Origin of the sequence: Clostridium celatum DSM 1785 (assembly GCF_000320405.1) — a bacterium.
Classification (GTDB): Bacteria; Bacillota; Clostridia; order Clostridiales; family Clostridiaceae; genus Clostridium; species Clostridium celatum.
This window is the reverse complement of sequence record NZ_KB291715.1, coordinates 1-20,804: the sequence shown is the minus strand read 5'-3', so window position 1 is coordinate 20,804 and position 20,804 is coordinate 1. Positions and strand designations below refer to the sequence as shown.

The window sequence follows — 20,804 nt, the reverse complement described above, 5'->3', positions numbered from 1 at the left end:
AAATAATAATGTTTTTATAAAAAGTACAATTATTTAATTAATAAATGCAAAGAAAAAAAGGGGAAATATGATATGATATTTTTGTAATATTTTTCATATAAAGGGAGGAGAGGTATAAATGAAAAGGAAAACATTACAGAGAGCATTAGCGGCTTTTATTTCAGTGTCTTTATTTGGACAGTCAATTACGCCAGTTTATGCTGTAGAAGTTGATTCAATTAGAGTCGAAAAAACAAACAATAATTTAGTTCTAGGAAATCAATACTTAGAGCGTGAATTTACTTATGCAGATGGTAAATTGATAACAAGTGAGATTAACAACTTAAGAGCAGATGAAACTTTCATACCAGGAGATGGTAGTGAAGAATTCATTATTAAATTGTTTGAAGAAAAAGCAGAAAAGCCAGCAATTGAAGGAATTGATCGTTCAAAATGGACTGCTACAGCAAGTAGCCAACAAAATAATAATTTAGGGGATTCAGATGGGCCTGCTGCTAACTTAATTGATGGTGATGTAAATACTATCTGGCATTCAAACTATTCTGGAACACCACAACAATATCCACATTGGGTAGAATTTGATTTACAAGAAGAAACAAGCTTTAAGGCATTCTCGTATACACCACGTCAACAAGGTGAAGATACAAATGGGAATATTTTGGGATATGAATTATATGTTTCAAATGATTTAGAGACAATAACAGATTCTGAAAACTTAGTTGCACAAGGTAATTTTAAGTATGATGGAGTTAATCAAATTGTTGTAAACCTTAACAAGGAAGCGCAGGGTCGTTATGTAAGACTTGTTGCTACATCATCAAAAAACGGACAAGCATTTGCAGGTGGAGCAGAATTCAATCTACATAAGGATATTATTGAAGATGATGAAGCTTCAACTGGATATGAAATAAAAACGAGTGATTTAACTTTAGATGTAGATAACATTAAAGTGGAATCAACAAATGTAGTATTGAACAATGAAGAAAAAGAAGGGAAAATAATAGAATTTCCATTTGAAACATATGAAACTTTAGGAGTTGAATTCGATATTACTCAAAAAATAGTCATGTATGAAGGCGATCATTACATGCGTAAATTTATAGAAATTGAAAGTTCAGATACAGATATTCGTATTGATTATATTGATTGTGAATCTTTAAATGTTAATGAAGAAGACGCTACTTGGACAATTCCAACAGATGCAGGTGGAATTGTAGAAATGGAAACATTTAAAGCAAATTTAGGACAACCAGTTTATATTCAAGGTATGTTCTTTGGATCAGAATTCCCATTAAGCGATACACAAATTGTAGATGATAACGCTAGAATGAGATATTATAGTGGTAAAAACTTTGGAGATTTTGAGCGTGATAACCAATTAACAACAGAAGGTGAATATGTAACTTGGCAAACAGTAGTAGGAGCTGCTCGTTCTACTGAACAGCAAGTAATTCAATCAGACTTCTATGATTATATTGATGATATTGCTACACCAACAGATTTTCGTATTCAATATAATTCATGGTTTGATAACATGATGCTTATTGATGATCAAAATATTTTAGAATCATTTATTGAGATTGATAAGCAATTCTCATCAACAGGAATACGACCATTAGATTCATATGTAGTTGATGATGGATGGATTAACTATAATGATACAAATATAGTAGATGCTAATAGAGCAGGAACAACTTTAAATGAATCGGGATTTTGGGAGTTTAACTCAAAGTTCCCGAATAAACTATATCCTTCAAGTGAGTTAGTTCAAAACTTTGGTTCAAACTTTGGTGTATGGGTTGGACCACGTGGTGGATATAACTTCTATGGACATTTAGCTAATATTTTAACAAAATCAGGTAAGGGTAGTAAGGCAGGCGGATCAATTGACGTTGCTGATAGAACTTACATTGAAAACTTAATTGATATGTTTATAGAATTCCAAACAGAATATCAAGTAAACTACTGGAAATGGGATGGATTCTCAGATAATGCACAATATAATTCTTTCCCTAAGGGTGAAGGTGTAGTTGGAAGAGAAAATAATCATATGTATGGTGGATACAAGGGAATGTATCATGTAACTGATTTATGGGAAGCATGGATTGATTTATTTGAAATAGTAAGAGATCATGCAACAGATGAACAAATTAATAAATTATGGTTATCATTAACTTGTTATGTTAACCCAAGTCCTTGGTTCTTACAATGGGCAAATTCAGTTTGGTTACAATGTATTCATGACCGTGGAGATGCAGGTCCAATTTCTGGATATATGGATAGAATGTTAACATACCGTGATGCGGCATACTATGACTTTATTCATAACCATGAATTCCAATTCCCACTAGCTAATATTTATAACCATGACCCTGTATATGGTAAAGAAGGAACAGGAATGAATGCAAATTCAATGACTGATGAACAATTCCAAAATTACTTATATATGATGGCTACTCGTGGTACAGCATTCTGGGAATTATATTACTCAGCAGACCTTTTAAGTGAAGGTAAATATTTAGTAAATGCAGAATTCTTAGAGTGGGCAGAAGAAAACTTCCACATATTAAGAAATGCTAAGATGTTTGGTGGAAATCCAGATGATGCAATACGTTTAGGATCAATTGGAACAACTACAAAAAATGAAACTTATGGATTCTCTGCATGGGATGGAACAGAAGGAATTATCTCAATGCGTAATCCTAATAATGTAGCTCAAGAATTAACATTTGTATTAGATCGTAACTTAGGGGTAGGAGAAACAAATGAAACATTCTATCGTACAGTTGTAAATAACTACAATGTTCCAGAAGGTGCAGATGATGCATATCAAACATTACAATATGGAGATACAGTAACTGTTACATTACAACCAGGTGAAACAAGAATATGGAAGTTATCTACAGTAGAAGATACAGTAGCTCCAACAGTAGAAAAAGCACAAGCTACTAGTGAAAATGAAATTATTGTTAAGTTCACTGAAAGAGTTGTTGAACCTACAGTTACAGTTGCTGGTCATAATGTTGCAAGTGTAGAAAGATTAGCAGATAAGGTTACTTACAAGGTAACATTAGCAGATTCAATGACATCTTCAGAAAAAGTAACTATTAGTGTTGCTGGTGCTAAAGATGCAAGCAATAATGTAATTGGAGATAATTCAACTGAATTAACATATTATGCAGATTATAAAGTATATGAAGCAGAAGATGTTGTAAATGGAACAATAGAAGAAAATGTATATGGTAAATATGGATACTCAGTAGCAGCTACAGTAGATACAGCTAACTTAGAAGGTAATACTGCATTAGCTAAACAAGAGGGTGCTTATGAAATTGGTATTGATGCTGAAGGAAAACCTTATTTCCAAGTTGATGAAGCAAGAGCAACTGCATCTGTATCAATATTAGATGGAGAAGAACACCAAATTGTTGGAGTTAAAGAAAATAATGGATTAATTAAAGTATATGTTGATGGAACATTAAATAAATCAGATTATGAATTAAGTAATGTTGATAAATATGTAGAAGAAAATAATACTGAAATTTTAAATTCAATGAATTACTTTGCAGTATTCAATAAATCTTTAGGTTATGATGAAGTAGCAGATTTATTAGAAGGTGAAGTAGAAGATAGTAAAACAGCTTTAGATCCAAGTGAATTTACAGTAGAAGTACCATCTAGTGGAGATTCAACTACTCCTGAAAATATATTTGTTGAAGATCCATCAGTATATTGGATTACTGAAGAATATAGTGATGGAATTGAAAATAATGCATACGTAACAATTGATTTAAATGGATTATATAATATCAATGGTTTCGATTATACAAAGCGTTATCACTCATCAGTAAATTATGATTGTACAGGAAGCTTACTAGACTATATCTTAGAAGTAAGTAATGATGGTGGCGAAACTTGGAAACAAGTTGCGGCTGGAGAAACTACAGGAGCAACAACAGAAATCAGATTTGATGAAGTTGCTGCAACTCACATTAGATTAAAAGCAACACAATCTTATCATTGGCAATCTCAAAATGCTAATAAGTTTATGGCTGTTGGATATGTACAAGTTTATGGTGAAAAATTAGAAGTTACAAATGTAGCATTAGATGCAACAGTTACAGGTAAATGGACAAATGGAGATGACTTAACTCTTAACAATGATCGTCCTTTATCAATGATTACTGATGGAATTAAGGATAATGTAAATGGTAACTATGGTGAATTTGGACAAGATGGAAAGAAAGAATCATCATATGTTGAAATTGACTTAGGAAAGTTATACACATTAGAAAATATGAATTTATATCGTTACTGGGCAGATGGAAGAATTTATGATGCTACAGTAATTGAAGTATCAAGCAATCCAAACTTTACAAATTCTGTGATTGTATATAATTCAGATGCTGATAATGTACATGGTAAGGGTGCTGGAACTGATGAACTTTATGCAGAAACAGCGACAGGAAAAGCTATTGAATTTGATAAAGTAAATGCTCAATATGTAAGAATTTATATGTATGGTTCAAACAAAGGAACAACAAATCATGTTAATGAATTAGAGATATTCGGAATGCCAGCTGTAGATAACTCTATTGTTTCAATAGAATTTGATGCAGAATCAAAGACTGGATATATTGGTGATGAAATTACATTAGCACCAGTAGTAACACCAGTAGATTATGTAGATACACTAACATGGACTTCTTCAAATGAAGCAGTAGCAACAGTAGATCAAGATGGTAAAGTAACAATTAAAGGTGAAGGTGAAGCTATAATTACAGTTACAGCAAGAAATGTATCTGCTTCAATTAAAATACAAGGTTATGCAAAAGAAGAAGGTAGTGAAAATACAAATAAGCTTGCCTTAGAAATAGCTGTTGAATTAGCTTTAGAAGTAACTGAAGCTGAATTAGAAAATGTAGTACCAGCTGTTGTTAATGAGTTTAAAGCAGCACTTGCAGAAGCTCAAAGCGTTTTAGAAAATGATAAGGCTACTCAAGATGAAATTGATCAAGCTTTTGAAAGATTAAGAAGCGTAATGGAAATGTTAAGCTTTGAAAAGGGTGATAAAACTCAATTAGAAGCTTTAATAGAAAAAATAGATGCTTTAGATTCAAGTAAGTATATTACTAATACTTGGGATAAGTTGGCTGCTAAATTAGAAGCTTCAAAAGCTGTAATAGCTGATGAAAATGCTATGGCTGAAGAAGTAGCTAATTCATATGAAGCATTACTAAGAGCATTCTTAGAATTAAGATTAAAACCAAATAAGGATCTGTTAGAAGAATTAATAAATAAAGTAGAAAATATGGATTTAGCTAAATATACTGAAGAAAGCGTGGTAGCCCTTCAAAATGAATTAAGAACTGCTAAAGAAATATTTGCAGATGAAAATTCAACTAAAGAAGATATAGAATTAGCAAGTGCTAATTTAACTAAAGCAGTAAATAATTTAGTTGAAATAGCTTCAGGTGAAAATGAAGGTGGAAATGGAACTAGTGATAACGAAATTACTGATAACGAAACTACTGGTTCAACTGTAAATAATAATAGTGGAAGCAATAACAGTGGAAATAGTTCTACCAATGGAAACGCTGGAAAGGGTGAAGGTAAACTTCCTCAAACAGGTGGTGTAGATACTAGAAATGTTCTATTTGTTGGAATTATATTACTAGGTTTAGGCGCTGCATTTATGTTCGCTAAAAAGTCAGCAGTTAAAAAATAATTTTAATTTATATAGGCAAGGGAAGTATTCCCTTGCCTTTTAACTATAAATATAAGCTTTTTAAGAATACTACTTAAATATAATGTTAAGTTATTATTTTTAAGTTTATAAAAATAGTATTTATGTTAAAATTATTATTATATAATTAATAAAAACTTTAACAGGAGATAATAGGATGATTAAAGTAGGAATAACTGGTGAAACTAAAGATGTTGTAAATGAAAGTAATATTGCAAAAACTTTAAGAAGTGGAGAATTAAAGGTATACGCAACACCTGCTATGGTTGCACTTATGGAGGAAGCAGCATATAAAAGTATTCAAGATGAATTAGAAGAGGGAAAAGGTAGTGTAGGGATACTTATGAATATAAAGCATCTTACTAGCACACCTATTGGCATGGAAGTAATTGCAAAAAGTGAGTTAATTGAAATTGATAGAAAAAGAATGGTATTTAAAATTGAAGCTTTTGACGAACGTGGAAAAATTGGTGAAGGCATCCATGAGCGTTTTATAATTGATAATGAAGAATTCCAAAATAAAACTGATAATAAATAAATTTTATTAGAAGTTAAAAAGACAAAATTAATGTTTTGTTAAAGAGGATATATCAAAATAAGTTTTGATATATCCTCTTATTAATAGCTTTTGTATGAAATAAAGATTAAATATTTTTTATTTTATTATTTTCATATCATTTACATTAAAAAGGACTAACTATATAATTATCATATTAATTAATAAGATATATTTATAATATAATTTTAAAATTAAGCAAAACATAAATATAGAACTAAAAAGATAAGGGGGAAAAGACATGAAATCTTTAAAGATTGCTTGTACCGAAAGAACTAGAAATTACTTTTTTACTGATAGAGAAACTATACAAGTAGGCACCACTGATTATACAGATGTAGCTGCTGCAGTAGTTAATGAAAATGATATTGAAGTTATAAATGATATATATGATACAAGATTTGGAATAGCAATATTTGTTATAGCTGAGACTAATGATATTAGCTGCGAAATTAATGATAAAGTATATAAAATAATAACTATTAGTGACTTAAATGAAGAAATATTTAGTAAGGAATTAAATAAAGTTGCTGATAAATATGAAGAGGAAATGTTACCACCATTTTTTAATGTTTTAAGTGAGTATTCAAGAAGAGGAAATTTACAATTTGCTTGTCCTGGACATCAAGGTGGACAATATTTTATAAAGCATCCAGCAGGAAGAGCAATGTATGAGTTTTTTGGAGAAAATATATTTAAATCAGATATATGTAATGCAGATGTTGACTTAGGAGACTTATTAATACATGAAGGGCCAGCAATGTCAGCTCAAGCATATGCAGCAAAGGTATATAATGCAGATAAGACTTACTTTGTAATGAATGGAACAAGCACATCAAACTCTGTAGTTATAAATGCAATAGTATCGCCTGGAGATTTAGTTTTATTTGATAGAAATAATCATAAATCTATATATAATTCAGCGTTGGTTTCATCAGCAGGAAAGCCTGTATATTTAGAAACTGCACGTAATCCCTTTGGATTTATTGGTGGAATAGATGCGCATTGTTTTAATGAAGAGTATCTAAGAAATGAAGCAGCAAAGGTTGATAGTGAAAAAGCAAAAGAAAAGAGACCTTTTAGATTAGCAGTAATTCAATTAGGAACTTATGATGGAACTATATATAATGCCAGACAAGTGGTAGATAAAATAGGTCATCTTTGTGATTATATATTATTTGATTCTGCTTGGGTTGGATATGAGCAATTTATACCTATGATGAGAGATTGCTCTCCATTATTATTGGATTTAAAACCAGAAGACCCTGGAATATTACATACTCAATCTATACATAAGCAACAAGCAGGATTTTCTCAGACTTCACAAATTCATAAGAAGGATAGCCATCTTAAGGGACAAAAGCGTTATGTTGACCATAAGCGTTTTAATAATGCTTATATGTTATATGCATCAACGAGCCCATTTTATCCATTGTTTGCAGCATTAGATGTTAATGCAAGAATGCAAGATGGAGAAGCAGGAAAAAAACTTTGGGCTGATTGTATAAAGGTTGGGATAGAAGCGAGAAAAGATGTTTTAGATAGATGTACAATGTTAAAACCATTTATTCCACCAACAGTTAGAGGAAAACTATGGCAGGATTATAATGCTGAAGAAATAGCCAATGATATTGAGTTCTTTAAATTTTATCCAGGAGAAAAATGGCATTCGTTTGAAGGATATGGAGAAAATCAATATTTTGTAGATCCTAATAAATTTATGTTAACAACTCCAGGAATAAATGTAGAAACAGGTGAATATGAAGAGTTTGGTATACCGGCAACAATATTAGCAAACTATTTAAGAGATCATAGAGTTGTACCAGAAAAGAATGATTTAAATTCAATATTATTTTTATTAACACCAGCAGAAACTACAGAGAAGATGCAAGGCCTTGTAGACCATCTTGTAAGATTTGAGAGTCTTATAAAGGAAGATGCACCATTAAGTAAAGTATTACCAAAACTTTATGCTAAGTATGAAGAACGTTACAAAGGATATACAATAAAAAGGTTATGTCAAGAAATGCATGATTTTTATAAAGAAAATGATGCTAAGACATATCAAAAATTATTGTTTAGGAGAAATTCTCTTCCGGAATATGTTATGAATCCTAATGAAGCTAATGTTGAATTAAAGAGAAATAATGCTAAGCTAGTTCCTTTAAGCGATATCGTTGGAGAAATTGCTTTAGAGGGAGCACTTCCATATCCACCAGGAGTATTTTGTGTAGTGCCAGGTGAAAGATGGAATACAGTAGCACAAAAGTATTTTTCAATTTTAGAAGAGGGAATTAATAGATTCCCAGGCTTTGCTCCAGAAATTCAAGGTGTTTATCTTGAAAAAGAAAATGGAAAAATAAGAGCTTATGGATATGTTCTAGATAAATAAGATATAGATTAATAAAAATTAAACAATAATAATGGCAAATATAGAGATAAAAAATATATCTCTATATTTGTCATTTTTTATTTATGATTTATTAAAAAGTATATATGCTGTATAAACTTTATTAAATATAAAGAATACTTAAGGAAATAAGTATTTGTCCTACATAGTAAGTAATCAAGTTTAATCTACTAACAACTTTAGAACAATCCTTATAAAATAAAACAAAAGCTAAAATAAAATCAGAAATTAAAAAAATAACAGTACCAGATATAATTAAAGATAGATATATATTGTTTAAATAAGTTATATTAACAAGAGAAAGTGAAGTACACACCATAAATGAGATAATTAGAGCATAAAAGCATACAGGAATGAACATATTTTTAAAATTAATTTTTTTAATACATTTTAATATAGAAATTAATATAAAAGCTAGCATGATTGCAAATAAGAAGTTTCTAAAAAATAGCTTAGATAAATTAATGAATGATAAAGAGTAAAAGATATGTGTAATAGAAAAACTAATTAAAGCACATAGAAATAATGTGTTATTAGAAATTGAATTAGAATTATTGATTCCAAGAAATAGATCACCTAAAAAAGAAAAAATTAAACCAATAAAAATGAGCAAAAAGTAGTTGAAATTATTGGCGTTATTGAAATAGGCAGATAATGAAATAAGTAAAAAGCATAAGCTAGTTAAAGTTTTAGAGATAAGCCTAAAATTCTTAATTGATGTATGAGTTGAATATATTAATATGCTTAGGCTTAAAAGACAGAGAAATACAAATATATAACAATTCATTTAAAATTAAAACCTCCATATAAAAATTATTTATATAATATTCTAGCTTTTGTATATATATGATAATAGTAAGTATATAAATAAAATTTAAATATTATATAAAAAATGTTGACAAAAACATCCAAAAAGAATATTATACAAATAAAGGAAGAATTAAATCCAATGAGCAGGGAGAGTAACTAAATTAAGGTTCGCTTCAGAGAACTAGGGGTGGTGTGATCCTAGTAAGAAAAGATTTGGTGAATGGGCCTGTTAGGAGTAAAGGGAAATTTTATTAGAGTACCGGTTACCGTAAGCTCCACGTTATAGGAGATAGAGCATGTTAGTGCTTGAAAATGAGAGGTATATATAATTAAGATATCTATTATATATACAAATTAGGTGGTATCGCGGATTATACTCCGTCCTATGTATTTAGGACGGAGTTTTTTTATTTAGGAGGTGATTTTGATGGTATGAACTGTTTCTAGTGAAGATGATATTGAAGAATGGAAAAATAATATATTAATTAAATTTTGGAGGGAAAATTTTATGAATACAAGAAAATTAACTATTAATGCAATACTTTTAGCTGTTGGAGCATTACTACATCAAATAACACCTGCTATAGGGTTACCTATGCAACCTGATTTTTCACTAGTTATGCTATTTATAATAATGCTAATTAATAAAGATGATTATAAGACATCTATAATATCTGCAATAATAACAGGAGTATTTACTGCACTTACAACTAAATTTCCAGGTGGTCAAATTCCAAATGTGATAGATAAGATTGTTACTGCAAATGTTGTATATTTAATTATATTTGGTATTAATAAGATTAAATTAATAAATAATTTAAGTGAGAAAAAGAGAAAAAGTATTGTACTAGCTTTAGTTTTTCCTATTGGAACTTTAATTAGTGGAACTATATTTTTATTAGCAGCACAGTTTATAGTTGGATTGCCAGCACCGTTTATAGCATTATTTTTAACAGTAGTATTACCTGCGACAGCAATTAATTTAATTGCCGGACTATTCTTATATAAAGTAGTAGAGATATCAATGAAAAGAATAGCTTATGCTAGATAATTTATAAGAAATATTTTGTTGATATGATTTAATATTAAAGAAAAATATGTTTTTTTGACATCATTTTGACATATTGTTGGGATATAATGAAAATAAATTAGAAGACTGAAATGGAGGTTTTCATTATGATTATATTTGCTTTATTAATATCTATAGGTATAATTTATCTTATAACTAAAGAAGAAGAGTATAAAGAAGGAGTATTAGTTCCAGTTAGAATAAATCCCAAAGAAGTAATAAAAGAGAAGTTTTTAAGTGGCCAAATTGATGAAATAACATATTATGAAATGATTTTAAAATTAGAGAATAACAAAGAGAGATAAGTAATAATATAATAGTGGATAGTATAGATACTTGTATGTATTTATATTATCCATTTTTTTAATTTGGATAAAAATAGAAAAAGTGATATTGACTTTAATAATTTAGTGTGATAAAGTGTTAATATAATAAAAGGATAAGGGGGAGCTATAAATGAAAAAGGGAATTAGAAAATTAATTGCAATAGTAGGTATAGGGGGAATAATTTTGGGCATGATAGGGTGTGGGAATGCTAATAAATCATTAGAGGATAATTCTACTATTGATAAAGAGACATTAATTGTTGGAATAGATGATGCATTTGCACCAATGGGATTTAGAGATGATAGTGGAAAAATAGTTGGGTTTGATGTTGATTTAGCAAAGGAAGTTATAGAAAGGCTAGGAAAGGAAGTAGAATTTCAACCTATAGATTGGTCAATGAAAGAAACTGAATTAAATAGCAATAATATAGATTTTATATGGAATGGATATACAATTACAGAGGATAGAAAAGAAAAAGTAGATTTTTCAGATCCTTATTTAAACAATAGACAAGTTATTGTTATTTTAGCAGATAGTAATATTAAAAGTAAATCAGATTTGAAAGGGAAAAAAGTAGGAGCACAAAATGAGTCTTCAGCAGTAGTTGCCATGGAAAAGGAGGCAGAGTTATATGCTAGCTTTGATGGTGGAAAGGCTGTTACCTATGAAGATAACAATCAAGCATTAATGGATTTAGAAGCAGGAAGAATTGATGCTGTAGTTGCCGATGAAATATTAGTTAGATATTATATCAAATTAAAAGGTGAAGATAAATTTAATGTTTTAGATGATGATTATGGAAATGAAGAATATGGAATTGGAATAAGAAAAGGGGATTCTAAAACAGTACAAGCTATAAATAATGCATTAAATGAAATGAAAGAAGATGGAACTATGAAAGAGATTTCTGAAAAGTGGTTTGGTGAAGATATTACTGATTAGTGATAAATTAAGTGTTAAATTATAGGAGGAGAAAATATGGACAATATAGCTAACTTTATCACAGAATTATCTAAATATTTTATAACACTAATGCCACAGGTGTTGGATGGATTAATTGAAACATTAAAACTATTTATAGTTACATTGGTTCTTTCTCTTCCTTTAGGAATTATAGTAGCAATTGGAAGATTATCTAAGAATAAAATTATAAATAAAATAACTAATTTATATATAACAATAATGAGGGGAACTCCATTGTTGCTTCAAATAGTTTTTGTGTTTTTTGGTTTGCCACTTTTAGGAATAGTATTTGATAGATTTACCGCAGCAATAATAGCATTTACTTTAAATTATGCAGCATATTTTGGGGAGATATTTAGAGCTGGAATAGCATCTATAGATGAAGGGCAATACGAGGGGGCAGAAGTATTAGGATTATCAAAAAAAGATATTTTTTTCAGAATAATATTACCGCAAGCATTAAAGAGAGTTATACCACCAGTAGGCAATGAGGTAATTACTTTAGTAAAGGATACGGCACTTGTTTATATTATAGGTATAGATGAACTACTTAAGGTTGGTAAAAATGCAGTTAATAGGGATGCAAATTTAATGCCACTTATAGTGATTGGAATAGTGTATATTATTTTAACATGGACCTTGTCTAAAATAATGAACAACATTGAAAATAAATATAGCTATTACAGGTAGGTGATATATTATGTTAAGAATAGAAGGATTAAGAAAGTCATTTGGAAAAGAAGAAGTTTTAAAAGAAATAGATTTGCAAGTTAAAAAGGGTGAAATAGTAGTTATAGTAGGACCATCTGGTGGAGGAAAAACCACACTATTAAGAATAGTAAATGCATTAGAGGATGCAGATAGTGGAAGTATAAAAATTAATGGTAGATATCTTTATAGGGATGGAAATAAAGCTAAGAAAAAAGAAATAAAAGAAATTAGAAAAGATATAGGAATGGTTTTTCAAGGGTTTAATTTATTTCCACATATGACTGTATTAGAAAATATAATTGAAGCTCCAATAAGAGTTAATGGTGAAGGAAAAAGTAATGCAATAAAAAAGGCAACTGAAATATTAGAGTTTTTAGGATTAAAAGGTAAGGAAAATAATTATCCTTTTGAACTTTCAGGAGGGCAAAAGCAAAGGGTTGCAATAGGTAGAGCATTAGCATTAGAACCTAAGATTATGTGTTTTGATGAACCAACGTCAGCTTTAGACCCTAATTTGACAGAAGAAGTTTCTAAACTTATAAAAAGTGTAAGTGAAAAGGGAATGACAACTTTAATAATTACTCATGATATGAGTTTTGCTAGAAGTGTAGCAGATAGAATTATATCTATGGATAAGGGGAAAATTGTTCACAAGGATATATTCAGTTAAAAGATTAGTTTAGTTACGATTATGATTAATAGAAAAAATAAATAATAAATCAAAACTAGTTTAACTTTATTATTTCAGAAATGTTTAAATAAAGTATAGTACAAGGGTATTTGAGAAAGGTGATGATATTTTTTTGTAATACATCATCTTTTTTTTATTTATTAAAAAATATTTACATATTTAAGTAAAGGTTTAAATGACAAATAATATTAAATTTATTAAAAATATCCTAAAGAATATTGTAATAATAAAGAGGAAAATGTAATTATATGGATTAATATAAGATTTGACATAGAGTGCACTCTAGTATTTATAATTACCATTAGGAGGGATAAAATGAAATATTTGATAAAAGAAGCAGCAGAAAAGCTTAATGTTTCTATACATACTCTTAGATATTATGACAAAGAAGGACTAACTCCCTTTATAAAAAAAGATGAAAATGGAGTGCGAAAATATACTGAAGAGGACTTAGAGTGGATTAGACTGCTAATAAGTCTTAGAGATATTGATATGCCAATTTCTAATATAAGAGAATATATAAATCTTTTTTTACAAGGTGATAAGACTATAGAACAAAGAAGGGAACTTATGATTAGATATAGAGATTATGTTAGAAAAAAAGTTCAAGGTATAATGTCAAATTTAGAATTAGCATCTAAAAAATTATGTCAATATGATGAAGCAATAGCAGACTTAATAGATGATGAAGATTTATTGAATTTGAAATAGCAATTTATTTAAGAATAAGGGGGAAATATGAGCAAAAGGTTATTTATTGGTGCTGGAATAATTGGGTTAGCAGCTTTAACAGAAGTAGTTATGGCAAGATATCTATTAGAAAGAGTCTTAATAAGAAAGAATGTAAAAACTGAAAGAACACAAAAGATGTCTGGAACTAATTGGGATAACTATATTCCTTTTATTAAAGAAAGAAAAGCGTGGCTAATGCTTCAAGAAAGAGAAGATGTATATATAACTTCAGATGATGGCTTAAGACTTCATGGTGTTTTAGTTCCAAATGAGAATTCAAAAAAAACAGTAATTTGTTTTCATGGATATTCAAGTAAAGGAGCAACAAGTGATTTTGCTGCAATATCAAAATTTTATAAGGAAAATGATTTTAATATATTAATGGTGGATGCAAGAGCACATGGAGAAAGTGATGGTAAGTATATAGGCTTTGGATGCTTAGATAGAATGGATGTATTAAAATGGATTAATTATGTGGTTGAAAAGTTTGGAGAAGAGTGTCAGATCTTACTTCACGGAATATCCATGGGAGGAGCCACTGTAGTTATGGCAAGTGGATTGCATTTACCTAATAATGTTAAATTTATTATTTCTGATTGTGCATTTACATCGCCATGGGAAGTTTTTAGTGACGTTTTAAAAAATATGTATCATATTCCTCCGTTTCCAGTTATAAATATTGTAAGTAATATGTGTAAAAAAATGGCTGGATATAATTTTAAAGAGTGTAATGCAGATATAGAAGTAAGACGAGCTACTGTACCAATATTATTTATTCATGGAGCTAATGATACTTTTGTTCCATGTAGAATGTGTCATGATATATATGATAATTGTCATTCAGACAAGGAAATATTAATAGTTAAAGAAGCTGGACATGCTGAATCGTATTATAAAGAAACTGAAATTTATGAAGAAAATATAAAAAAATTTATTAGTAAATATATATTAGATGAAATAGGAGCGGGTAATAATGATAAAAGAAAAAGATATTAAGTTGTATCCATTAACAGCTGCACAAAAATTACATTTTTATACTTTAACTTATTGTCCTAAAAAACAAGTATTAAATATAGGAACTAGTTTAACTATAAAGGAAGATATTGATTTTGAAGTTTTAAGAGAAGCAGTATATAGGGCATATGAAAGATGTGAAGCAATGAGAATTAGATTTGTTCATGATGAATCTGGAAATGTAATGCAATATGTTGCAGAAAAAGAAACTAGATATATAGAATTTTTTGAATTTTCACATTGGAAAGTAGAAGATGCTGAAAAGAAAATGAGAGAATGGACAGAAACACCTTTTGAGAGAGAAAATAAACCATTAAATAAAGTTGTTATGATATCAATGCCAGAAGGATATAAAGGAATTTATTTATTGGTAGATCATATGACTATGGATGCACAATCTTTAATAGTATTTATGAAAGATATTATTGAAATATATTGTCATTTAAAATATGAAGGCATTCCATATCCAAGAGAAATGGCTTCATATATTGAACAAATAGAGAAAGATTTGACATATGAATTAGGAAACAAAGCTAAAGAAAGAGATGAAAAATTTTTTAAAGAATTAATAGAGTGTAAAGAACCAATATTTAATGATATAGAAGGAAAAGAAAGACTACGATTAGAAAGATTACAAAGAGATAGTGAGAATTTAAGATCAGTAATTAATACTAGCAACAACGTAGATGCTAATATAACAATTTTTAACTTAGAAGCACACCCTTCTCATTTATTAGAAAGATTCTGTGAAGAAAATAAAATTCCAATGGTTTGTTTACTTATTATGGGGCTTAGAACATACCTTCAAAAGTTTAATGATGAAGATGATGTTTCTATAATGTCAACAATAGCAAGAAGAGCAACTTTAAGTGAAAAGCTATCAGGGGGAACTAGAGTGCATTGTTTTCCATGTAGAACAATAGTTAAAAGAGATATGACTTTTATGGAAGGATTAGAGGAAATAAGAAAAGAACAAAATAAACTATTTAGGCATTCAAATTATGATCCAGTAAAATGTTTAGAATATAGAAGAATGTTTTACAATAATTTGCCTGGGGAGACGTATGAACCACTTAGCTTGACTTATCAACCTTTAACTAAAAATGATTTAAAACAAAGACCAGGACAAACAGTTAGCTTTGAAAGTATTGATTATAAAACTAATTGGTATTCTAATGGTGCTTGTGCACATGCTTTATATCTTACAGTTATGCATCGTGCTAGTGATAATGGATTAGATTTTAATTTTGAATATCAAACAGGCAGAGTAACAACAGAAAAGTTAGAGTATATGTATTATTATTTATGTAAAATTTTATTTACAGGAATAGAGAATAAAGATAAAACAGTAGGCGAAATTATAGAAATGGTTTAAAGGAGTTTAGTATAGTATGTTAGAAAAATTAAGAGAGTTATTGAGTGAATATGTAGAAGTAGCAAGAGAAGATATTACAGTTGAATCAAAATTAGTTGAAGATTTAGGATTGAATTCGTATGAATTTATGACTTTGGTAGGTGATTTAGAAGAAGAGTTTGATGTAGAAGTAAATGAGAGAGAAGTAGCTAAAGTAAATACTATAGGGGACATAATTGAGTATATTACAGCCCTACAAGTATAAAATTTTCTATAAACAGATTCCTTTAAAGAAGGGAATATCCAAATTAGAACAAAATAAAATAATGCATGATGCAGGAATAAATTTATTAGATGAAAAGTTAGAAGAAATATTTAATGTAAAAAATGCAAGAGAAAATTATTGTAGTAGCTTAAATGGTAAACCATATTTAAAAAATAGTAGTATTAATTTTAATATAAGTCATTGCAATAATATTGTAGTTGTAATAATAAGCAATAAAAATGTAGGAATAGATATAGAGGATATAAAGGAATTTAAAAAAAGCATTATAAGAAAAGTATTAACAAACAATGAATTAATAGATTTATTATCTGCTAATAATAAAAAAGAATATTTTTTTAAATTATGGACATTAAAAGAGAGTTTTTTAAAAGCTATTGGAACTGGACTATCTTATGGTATGCAAAATATTGAATTTAGTATTAAGGATAAAAATATTATTTGTAATAAAATAGGCTTTTTATTCAAACAAGAAAGTTTAATTTTTAACAATAATAAATATATAGTGTCAATAACTTGGGAGGTTTAGGTTATGAATAACATTAAAAATATGAGGGATATAATAGATTTTGCAGCAAAGAATTATGGCGATAATATTGCTTTTAAATATAAAATTAACAAAAATGAAGTTGATGAGAAGTCATATAATGATTTAAAAAATGATAGTGAAGCTGTAAGTAATGCTTTAAAAAGCCTAAATATGATAGGGAAACATGTAGCTATAGTAGGACAAACATCATATCCGTGGATTGTTAGTTATTTTGGAGTAGTTAATTCAGGAGGGGTTATAGTTCCAATAGATGTTCAGCTGCCAGCTGATGATATATGTGAATTAATAGAGAGATCGGATGCAGAAATTTTAATATATGATGAAATAAGACATGATGTAGCTGAGAGGATAAAGGAAAAATCACATAATGTAAAGTATATAATTTCAATGAATGAAAAGCTTAATACCGAATTTGCATTATCACTAAATGAGTTAATGGCTGAGAATAGATCAAGCTTTCATATAGAGATTGATGAAGAAAAACTTTGTACAATATTATTTACTTCAGGAACTACAGGGAAAAGTAAAGGAGTAATGCTAAATCATAGAAATCTAACAGATAATGCAATTGCTTTTGATGTGCAACTAAAAGCGGGAACGGTATCAATGACTGTATTACCTATAAATCATGTATTTTGTTTCACTATGGATATTCTTAAAGGAATACATTTAGGATTATGTATTTGTATAAATGATTCTGTGATGAGAGTTTTAAAAAATTTAAAATTGTTTAAACCACAAGTTATGTGCCTTGTTCCAATGATTATTGAATCTTTATATAACAAACTTATTGATGAAAGCAAAGATATATGTAAAGAAGTTGTGGCAAAGGTAGCCTTAGGCGGAAACTTAAAAACAATATATAGTGGAGGAGCATATTTAAATCCAGAGATTATAGATGGCATGAATGATTTTGGAATTGAGGTAATACAAGGATATGGTATGACAGAGTGTTCTCCAGTAATTAGTACAAATAATAATTGTGAATTTAAACGAGAATCTGTAGGTAAACTTATATCAAATTGTGAAGCTAAAATTATTGATGAAGAAATTTGGGTAAGAGGCTCTAGTGTAATGATGGGGTATTATAAAATGCCTAAAGAAACAGAAGAAGCATTAGTTGATGGATGGCTTAAAACTGGAGATTTAGGATATATTGATGAAGATAACTTTGTTTTTATAACAGGAAGAAAGAAAAACCTTATCATATTATCTAATGGAGAAAATGTTTCACCAGAAGAGTTAGAAAATGAACTTAGTAAAAGTAGATTAATTAAAGAAATCTTAGTAAGTGAATATAAAAATATAATAAAAGCAGAAATACTTCCAGACTATGAATATGCAAATAATAATGGAATAAATGATATAGAAAATGAAATTAGAAATTTAGTGGATAAATATAATTGTGAATTACCAACGTATAAGAGAATAGGGATGGTTATAATAAGAGATACAGAATTTGAAAAAACTACGTCTAAAAAGATAAAAAGAGAATATACAAAGGTATAAATGAATAAATTTATTAAGTAAGCATTATTAGTAAATAGGGGAGTTTTATGAAATATATAGATATGCACTGTGATACTTTAAGTAGAGCTTACTTTGATGGAAATAATGATATATATAAACTAGATAAAACATCATTAGATATCAATAGATTAAAAAAAGTTAATTCAATGGCACAGTTTTTTGCTATATATTTAGTTCCAGATGATGAGAAAGAAGGAATTTCAGATGAAGAGTATATACTAAGCCTACTTAATATTTTTAATAATACAGTTAAGAATCATAGTGATATACTATCAGTAGCTTATTCATTTAATGATATAATAAAAAATGAAAAACAAAATAAAATAAGTGCTATTTTAACTATAGAAGATGGTAGATGTATTGATGGAAAATTAGAAAATATTAAGAGATATTATGATTTAGGAATAAGATTAATTTCTTTAACATGGAATAATAAAAATTGCTTTGGTAGTCCAAATTCCGATGATATAAATATAATGAAATGTGGATTAACTTACTTTGGAAAAGAAGCGGTTCAATATATGAATGATTTAGGAATGATTATAGATGTTTCCCATTTATCAGATGGGGGATTTTATGATGTAGCTAATTTATCAAAAAAACCATTTGTTGCATCACATTCTAATTCTAGAAGTATTACAAATCATAGTAGAAATCTTACAGATGATATGATTACCATTATAGCAAATAAGGGTGGCGTTATAGGGATTAATTTTTGTCCTAAGTTCTTAGATAATAGAGAATTAAATGATGAGAATAAAGAAAGTAAGATTCAATATATGATAGAGCACATAGAGCATATAATTAATGTAGGTGGAGAAGATTGTGTATGCATAGGAACAGATTTCGATGGTATACATGGAAATCTTGAAATTGATTCTGTTAGTAAAATGCCATTATTATTTGAAAAGATGAATGCCTATGGATTTAAGTATGATTTTATAGAGAAGTTTGCATATAAAAATGCATATAGAACTATAAAAGACATAATAGGGTAAATAGATTAAGCAAGAAGGTAATAAAATGGACAACTATATATTTGATAGTCATGTACATTCTAATAATTCTTTTGATGCAACTGATAGTATAGAGGATATATGTAAATATGCTATAAAAAAAGAAATTAATGGCTTCTGTATCACAGATCACTTAGATGTAAATGAATATAATGATCATATGGAAAAGTGCATAAAGAAATCATATGAAGAGGCTATATGTGCAAAAGAAAAATATAAACATAAGGTAAGTGTTAGAGCTGGTGTTGAACTTGGGCAACCCCTACAAAACTTAAAGATAGCAGAAGAGGTAATAAATAAGTATAATTATGACTTTATCATAGGTTCAATGCATAACGTTAAAGATGAAAAAGATTTTTATTTTATGAAAGAATGGGATTTTACCCATAGGATAGATGAATTACTTATTAAGTATTATGAAGAATATTATGATATGGTAAGATGGGGAAATTTTGATGTAATTGGACATATAACATATCCACTTAGATATATAGAAGGAATATTTAAAATTAAGATAGATATGTCAAAATATAATGATATAATATATGAAATGCTGAGATTAGCTTCTACTAGTAATATTGGGATTGAAGTAAATGTATCAGGGTTTAGGCAGTCTTATGGAAAGCAGTTTCCCAATCTTGACCATATAAAGATGTATAAAAAATTTGGTGGAGAAATAATTACATTAGGTAGTGATTCACACAATAAGCATGATATAGGAGAAAATTTTAAAGAAGGAAAAGAAATATTGTTAGAAGCAGGTTTCAAGCATTATTGTGAATTTGAAAATAGAAATCCTAAAATTATTAATATTAAATGATAAGTTTATAATGTATATTTAAAATCATTTTTATAGTCAGCTTAATATTTTATAGGTTAGTTATATTTTAATTCTTAGGGATGCACTTTTACTTACACGTAAAAAAATATAAAAAAAATTTAAAAAATATGTTGACTTTTGTCTAATGATAGTGTAACATATGAAAAGTAGTCAGCAGACGGTGACAGCAAGGCCCCTTGGTCAAGCGGTCAAGACACCACC

At 28.5% G+C, this 20,804-nt stretch carries 17 protein-coding genes and 1 other annotated feature; of the genes, 16 read left to right on the top strand and 1 reads right to left on the bottom strand.

Going from position 1 to position 20,804, the window contains the following annotated elements; all coding sequences use genetic code 11:
- Positions 1 to 118: 118 nt before the first annotated feature.
- The 3 genes from HMPREF0216_RS15115 to speC all read left to right on the top strand — a co-directional run bounded on the left by HMPREF0216_RS15115 (position 119) and on the right by speC (position 8,694).
- Positions 119 to 5,728 (top strand): discoidin domain-containing protein, encoded by a 5,610-nt coding sequence (locus HMPREF0216_RS15115; protein WP_005216102.1) that lies wholly within the window; start codon positions 119 to 121, stop codon positions 5,726 to 5,728.
- Positions 5,729 to 5,903: 175 nt separating this feature from the next.
- Positions 5,904 to 6,284, top strand: coding sequence for a thioesterase family protein (locus HMPREF0216_RS15110; protein ID WP_005216099.1), 381 nt, complete (start codon positions 5,904 to 5,906; stop codon positions 6,282 to 6,284).
- Positions 6,285 to 6,543: 259 nt separating this feature from the next.
- Positions 6,544 to 8,694 carry an ornithine decarboxylase gene (gene speC, locus HMPREF0216_RS15105; protein WP_005216094.1) on the top strand — a complete coding sequence of 717 codons (2,151 nt, stop codon included), beginning with the start codon at positions 6,544 to 6,546 and terminating at the stop codon, positions 8,692 to 8,694.
- A gap of 121 nt (positions 8,695 to 8,815) precedes the next feature.
- On the opposite strand, the gene HMPREF0216_RS18310 is transcribed toward speC, so the two are convergent.
- Positions 8,816 to 9,499, bottom strand: coding sequence for a lysoplasmalogenase (locus HMPREF0216_RS18310; protein WP_005216093.1), 684 nt, complete (start codon positions 9,497 to 9,499; stop codon positions 8,816 to 8,818).
- Between the two features lie 153 nt (positions 9,500 to 9,652).
- Positions 9,653 to 9,911: a binding site (T-box leader), on the top strand.
- 119 nt (positions 9,912 to 10,030) lie between these two features.
- Here HMPREF0216_RS18310 and HMPREF0216_RS15100 point away from each other — a divergent pair.
- The 13 genes from HMPREF0216_RS15100 to HMPREF0216_RS15040 all read left to right on the top strand — a co-directional run bounded on the left by HMPREF0216_RS15100 (position 10,031) and on the right by HMPREF0216_RS15040 (position 20,582).
- Entirely contained in the window at positions 10,031 to 10,573 is a 543-nt protein-coding gene (locus HMPREF0216_RS15100; protein ID WP_005216083.1) for a tryptophan transporter, read from the top strand.
- 125 nt (positions 10,574 to 10,698) lie between these two features.
- A complete protein-coding gene (locus tag HMPREF0216_RS15095; RefSeq protein WP_040420211.1) occupies positions 10,699 to 10,896 on the top strand; it encodes a hypothetical protein in 198 nt (65 codons plus the stop codon).
- Positions 10,897 to 11,047: 151 nt separating this feature from the next.
- Positions 11,048 to 11,860 carry an amino acid ABC transporter substrate-binding protein gene (locus HMPREF0216_RS15090; RefSeq protein WP_005216079.1) on the top strand — a complete coding sequence of 271 codons (813 nt, stop codon included), beginning with the start codon at positions 11,048 to 11,050 and terminating at the stop codon, positions 11,858 to 11,860.
- 36 nt (positions 11,861 to 11,896) lie between these two features.
- Positions 11,897 to 12,571: an amino acid ABC transporter permease gene (locus tag HMPREF0216_RS15085; protein WP_005216077.1), complete on the top strand. Its 675-nt coding sequence runs from the start codon at positions 11,897 to 11,899 to the stop codon at positions 12,569 to 12,571.
- Between the two features lie 10 nt (positions 12,572 to 12,581).
- A complete protein-coding gene (locus HMPREF0216_RS15080; protein ID WP_005216075.1) occupies positions 12,582 to 13,262 on the top strand; it encodes an amino acid ABC transporter ATP-binding protein in 681 nt (226 codons plus the stop codon).
- Positions 13,263 to 13,598: 336 nt separating this feature from the next.
- On the top strand, positions 13,599 to 13,994 hold the full coding sequence (locus HMPREF0216_RS15075; RefSeq protein WP_005216073.1) for a MerR family transcriptional regulator: 396 nt from the start codon (positions 13,599 to 13,601) through the stop codon (positions 13,992 to 13,994).
- A 27-nt stretch (positions 13,995 to 14,021) separates the two neighbouring features.
- Complete coding sequence (locus HMPREF0216_RS15070) at positions 14,022 to 15,011, top strand: alpha/beta hydrolase (RefSeq protein WP_005216071.1); 990 nt, start codon at positions 14,022 to 14,024, stop codon at positions 15,009 to 15,011.
- Positions 14,989 to 16,404, top strand: a complete 1,416-nt coding sequence (locus tag HMPREF0216_RS15065; protein WP_005216070.1) for a condensation domain-containing protein — start codon at positions 14,989 to 14,991, stop codon at positions 16,402 to 16,404. The genes HMPREF0216_RS15070 and HMPREF0216_RS15065 overlap by 23 nt, the downstream gene beginning before the upstream one ends.
- A 16-nt stretch (positions 16,405 to 16,420) precedes the next feature.
- A complete protein-coding gene (locus HMPREF0216_RS15060; RefSeq protein ID WP_005216067.1) occupies positions 16,421 to 16,648 on the top strand; it encodes an acyl carrier protein in 228 nt (75 codons plus the stop codon).
- Positions 16,620 to 17,195, top strand: a complete 576-nt coding sequence (locus tag HMPREF0216_RS16580) for a 4'-phosphopantetheinyl transferase family protein (RefSeq protein ID WP_051040732.1) — start codon at positions 16,620 to 16,622, stop codon at positions 17,193 to 17,195. The genes HMPREF0216_RS15060 and HMPREF0216_RS16580 overlap by 29 nt, the downstream gene beginning before the upstream one ends.
- Positions 17,196 to 17,198: 3 nt before the next feature.
- A complete protein-coding gene (locus HMPREF0216_RS15050; RefSeq protein WP_005216063.1) occupies positions 17,199 to 18,725 on the top strand; it encodes an AMP-dependent synthetase/ligase in 1,527 nt (508 codons plus the stop codon).
- 47 nt (positions 18,726 to 18,772) lie between these two features.
- A complete protein-coding gene (locus HMPREF0216_RS15045; RefSeq protein WP_005216061.1) occupies positions 18,773 to 19,744 on the top strand; it encodes a dipeptidase in 972 nt (323 codons plus the stop codon).
- Between the two features lie 25 nt (positions 19,745 to 19,769).
- A complete protein-coding gene (locus HMPREF0216_RS15040) occupies positions 19,770 to 20,582 on the top strand; it encodes a histidinol-phosphatase HisJ family protein (protein ID WP_005216059.1) in 813 nt (270 codons plus the stop codon).
- Positions 20,583 to 20,804: the final 222 nt, after the last annotated feature.